Source organism: Ensifer sp. ENS02 (assembly GCF_014851885.1).
Classification (GTDB): domain Bacteria; phylum Pseudomonadota; class Alphaproteobacteria; order Rhizobiales; family Rhizobiaceae; genus Ensifer; species Ensifer adhaerens.
This window is the reverse complement of record NZ_JACVAO010000045.1, coordinates 1-3,318: the sequence shown is the minus strand read 5'-3', so window position 1 is coordinate 3,318 and position 3,318 is coordinate 1. Positions and strand designations below refer to the sequence as shown.

The following is a 3,318-nucleotide window of genomic DNA, read 5'->3' as shown; positions in this document are numbered from 1 at the left end:
TTCTTTCAAGTCCAGGACTGCAGTTCGTACTGACACTCAAGCCCGCATAGAGTTCGAGGTTACGCACCCGTTCCATCCGTGGCGCGGACAGCGCTTCGTGCTGTCGACACGCAAACAGAACTGGGGCGAAGACCGCGTCATGTTCTACGACGCCCAAGGACGGTTGCGTTCGCTTCCGGCCTCGTGGACCGATGTCAATGAGGCCGACTTGTTCAGTCAGGTTGCTGCAGGTCGGTCCTTCTCCCGCCCAGACGATCTGTCGGCGCTGGCGTCGTTGATTGATCACATTAAGCGCCGCCAGGAAGAATGACGAAGCGTCAAGTAAATTACGCCGCATATGTAAGCCTAATTATGCCGAGACGCGATGTCATTGATCGTCCAAGCAATAGGTAAGGCTCGATGTTACATGGGTTTCGGCGGTATTTGAGATATAATTTGATTGACGTTTGAGCAAAGTGCGGCATAATTTGCATTACACAGGGAGGCTCCCATGACTAAAGAAAGCAAGCCCGATCGCCTGCGCCAGATGGGCGCTCTGAACCCCAAGCCCGAGGGCGTCCGCGCCCCCTGGTTCCGGGAAGCAGGTTTCTTTGATCCACTCGATCTCGTGCAAGTGAAGTATGAGATGCTTCGGCACGCCCGCGAAGACGGCACCAACAAAGCGGATGCGGCCGCGCTTTTCGGGCTGTCTCGGCAGACCTACTATCAAGCGGAGGCCGCGTTCGAGCGCGATGGCATGTCCGGCCTCTTGCCGCGCACCCGCGGGCCGAAGTCAGCCCACAAGCTTACTGGCGAGGTGATGCGTCTCGTCGAGGAGCATCTCGATGTGAACGGCCAACTGCAGGCCCGTTCTCTGGCGGACCTAGTGCATGCGAGACTGGGCATCAGCGTCCATCCTCGCAGCATCGAACGCGCGGTGGCGCGTAAAAAAAAACGATGAAGAGCCGACGCACGCAATCGCCATGTCGGAGAACGGCAAGGATGTTTACGAAGCGCTCCGCGCCGATGTTATTTGCGGTACGGCTTGCGCGAGGCGCATGGGCGCCATCGTCTTCCACGGACTGTGGCGCGGCCTGGCAGTACTGATCGCACCACATCAATCCGCGATAGCGCGACAGCAGTCGACGCCTCGGCTCAAGACAACTTCACTGGTCGCGCACGATCGCCAGCTCGTGCACATGCTCGCCAATATGGTGCTGGCAGCAGAGACAGGAGGAAGCCATGTCTACTGATAATGCCATGAAGATTAGCGCCGATCACCTGCGGCGCGATGCGTTTCTCTACGTCCGCCAGTCCTCCCTTCGTCAGGTGTTTGAGAACACCGAGAGCACGAAGCGGCAATATGCACTGCGGGACCGCGCGGTGGCGCTGGGTTGGCCGATTGAGCGTGTCCACGTCATCGACAACGACCTCGGCCTTTCCGGTGCACAGTCGCAGGACCGCGACGGATTTCAGCGCTTGGTGAGCGAGGTCGCGATGGGGCACGCAGGGATCGTGCTGGGGCTGGAAGTGTCTCGCCTGGCTCGCAACAATGCGGACTGGCATCGCCTTCTGGAACTGGCCGCCATGTCGCGCACGCTCATCATGGACGAAGATGGCGTTTACGACGCGGCGTCGTTCAACGATCGTATGCTGCTCGGCCTGAAGGGCACGATGAGCGAGGCCGAACTGCACATCCTGAAGTCTCGACTGCAAGGCGGCATTCTCAACAAGGCGCGTCGTGGCGAGCTCGAGTTGCCGTTGCCGATCGGACTGGTCTACACGCCTGATATGCGCGTGGTGCTCGATCCGGATCGCCAGATCCAGGACACGGTGCGCATGCTGTTCGATACCTTCCGGGAGGTGGGCACAGCCTGTGCGGTCGTGCGCCGCCTGCGCAGCGAGAAGATCCTGTTTCCCCGGCGTGTCCGTCGCGGCATCGGCAAGGGCGACGTGCTGTGGAGCGCGATCGACCATTCTCGCGTGATCCAGATTTTGCACAATCCACGATACGCTGGTGCTTTCGCATACGGACGCACCCGCACGGTCTATAATGCCAAGCTTAAGTCCGTACAGCAGAAGATGCCGAGGTCCGACTGGCAGGTGCTCATCCCTCAGGCCCATGAAGGCTACATCTCGTGGGACGAGTTCGAGCGCAATCAAACAAGTCTCGAACAAAATGCAGTCGGTTTTTCTCCGGGCCTGCGGGGTCGTATGCCTCGCCAGGGCAACGGCTTATTGCAAGGAAGAGTTTTGTGCGGTCGTTGCGGCGCCCGCATGCGGGTCCATTATGAACAGTTCGAGGGCAAGCTTCGTCCCTATTACATCTGCAACGAGGCCGTCGTGCGCCACGCGGGCAAGGCTTGCCAATGGGCAAGAGGACCAGCGATCGATGAAGCGATCAGCGCGTTGCTGCTCGAAGCAATGGCACCCACGGCGATAGAGGTCGCACTTGCGGTGCAGGAGGAGATCTCGCAACGTGTCGAACAAGCCGCCTCGCTGCGCGACAAGCAGTTACAGCGCGCCCGGTATGAGGCTGAACTCGCACGCCGACGCTATCTGAAGGTCGATCCCGACAACCGCTTGGTTGCCGACGCACTCGAAGCGGACTGGAATGGCAAGCTTCGCGACCTCGATACGCTTCAGCGCGAACATGAGCGTCAGAACGAGACAGACCAGTCATTGCTGGACGGCGCTATGCAGGAACGGATCCGAGCGCTGGCCGCAGATTTTCCGCGCATCTGGAACAACGAGCGCACGAGCCAGGTCGAGCGTAAACGCATGCTTGGTCTCCTCATCGAAGACGTGACACTGCTGGTCGACGAGAAGATCAACATGCACATACGCTGGCGCGGAGGTCGCACGCAAAGCCTGGCAGTAGCTCGTCCCCGGCCCATGGCCGTGATCCGCAAGACCCCGGAAGCGGTTGTGGCACTGATCAACGAACTGCTGGAGACCGACAACGACCAGCAGATTGCCAGTCGTCTCAACGCACTCGGGCATCGTAACTGGCGCGGTGAGGCTTTTACCTTGAAGAAAGTGATGCTGGTGCGTCGTGCCTATGGGCTGAAGACCCGGTTCGAACGGTTGCGCGAGAGCGGCATGCTAACTGGCGAGGAAGTGGCTCGTCGATTTGGCGTAAGCGCCACAACCGTACACCAACTCGGACGCGATGGTGTTCTCAAGCGCCATCGCTACGCTACCAACCACCGCTACCTGTATGAGCCACCGGGCAACGTCCGACTCGCAAAAGGCGTCGGCGGCCGATATGGTAGCCGCCAACCCCGGTTAATTGACGCTCAACAAATCCAACAAGGTGCATCGTGATGTCTGCTCCTT

At 59.6% G+C, this 3,318-nt stretch carries 4 protein-coding genes; all 4 read left to right on the top strand.

What is annotated here, in order from left to right:
• The first annotated feature begins 97 nt into the window (after positions 1–97).
• The 4 genes from IB262_RS35280 to IB262_RS35270 all read left to right on the top strand — a co-directional run bounded on the left by IB262_RS35280 (position 98) and on the right by IB262_RS35270 (position 3,306).
• Positions 98–310 (top strand): DUF5372 family protein, encoded by a 213-nt coding sequence (locus tag IB262_RS35280; protein ID WP_198669485.1) that lies wholly within the window; start codon positions 98–100, stop codon positions 308–310.
• A gap of 180 nt (positions 311–490) precedes the next feature.
• Positions 491–940, top strand: coding sequence for a helix-turn-helix domain-containing protein (locus IB262_RS36340; RefSeq protein ID WP_089046322.1), 450 nt, complete (start codon positions 491–493; stop codon positions 938–940).
• A gap of 22 nt (positions 941–962) precedes the next feature.
• Positions 963–1,232, top strand: a complete 270-nt coding sequence (locus IB262_RS36335) for a hypothetical protein (RefSeq protein WP_013850832.1) — start codon at positions 963–965, stop codon at positions 1,230–1,232.
• A complete protein-coding gene (locus IB262_RS35270; RefSeq protein WP_192494564.1) occupies positions 1,222–3,306 on the top strand; it encodes a recombinase family protein in 2,085 nt (694 codons plus the stop codon). Before IB262_RS36335 ends, IB262_RS35270 begins: the two co-directional genes overlap by 11 nt.
• Positions 3,307–3,318 lie beyond the last annotated feature (12 nt).

Bases quoted from the DNA above. Each gene is read 5' to 3' on its own strand.
- IB262_RS35270 (WP_192494564.1), top strand. From the start codon at position 1,222: ATGTCTACTGATAATGCCATGAAGATTAGCGCCGATCACCTGCGGCGC.
- IB262_RS36335 (WP_013850832.1), top strand. From the start codon at position 963: ATGTCGGAGAACGGCAAGGATGTTTACGAAGCGCTCCGCGCCGATGTT.
- IB262_RS36340 (WP_089046322.1), top strand. From the start codon at position 491: ATGACTAAAGAAAGCAAGCCCGATCGCCTGCGCCAGATGGGCGCTCTG.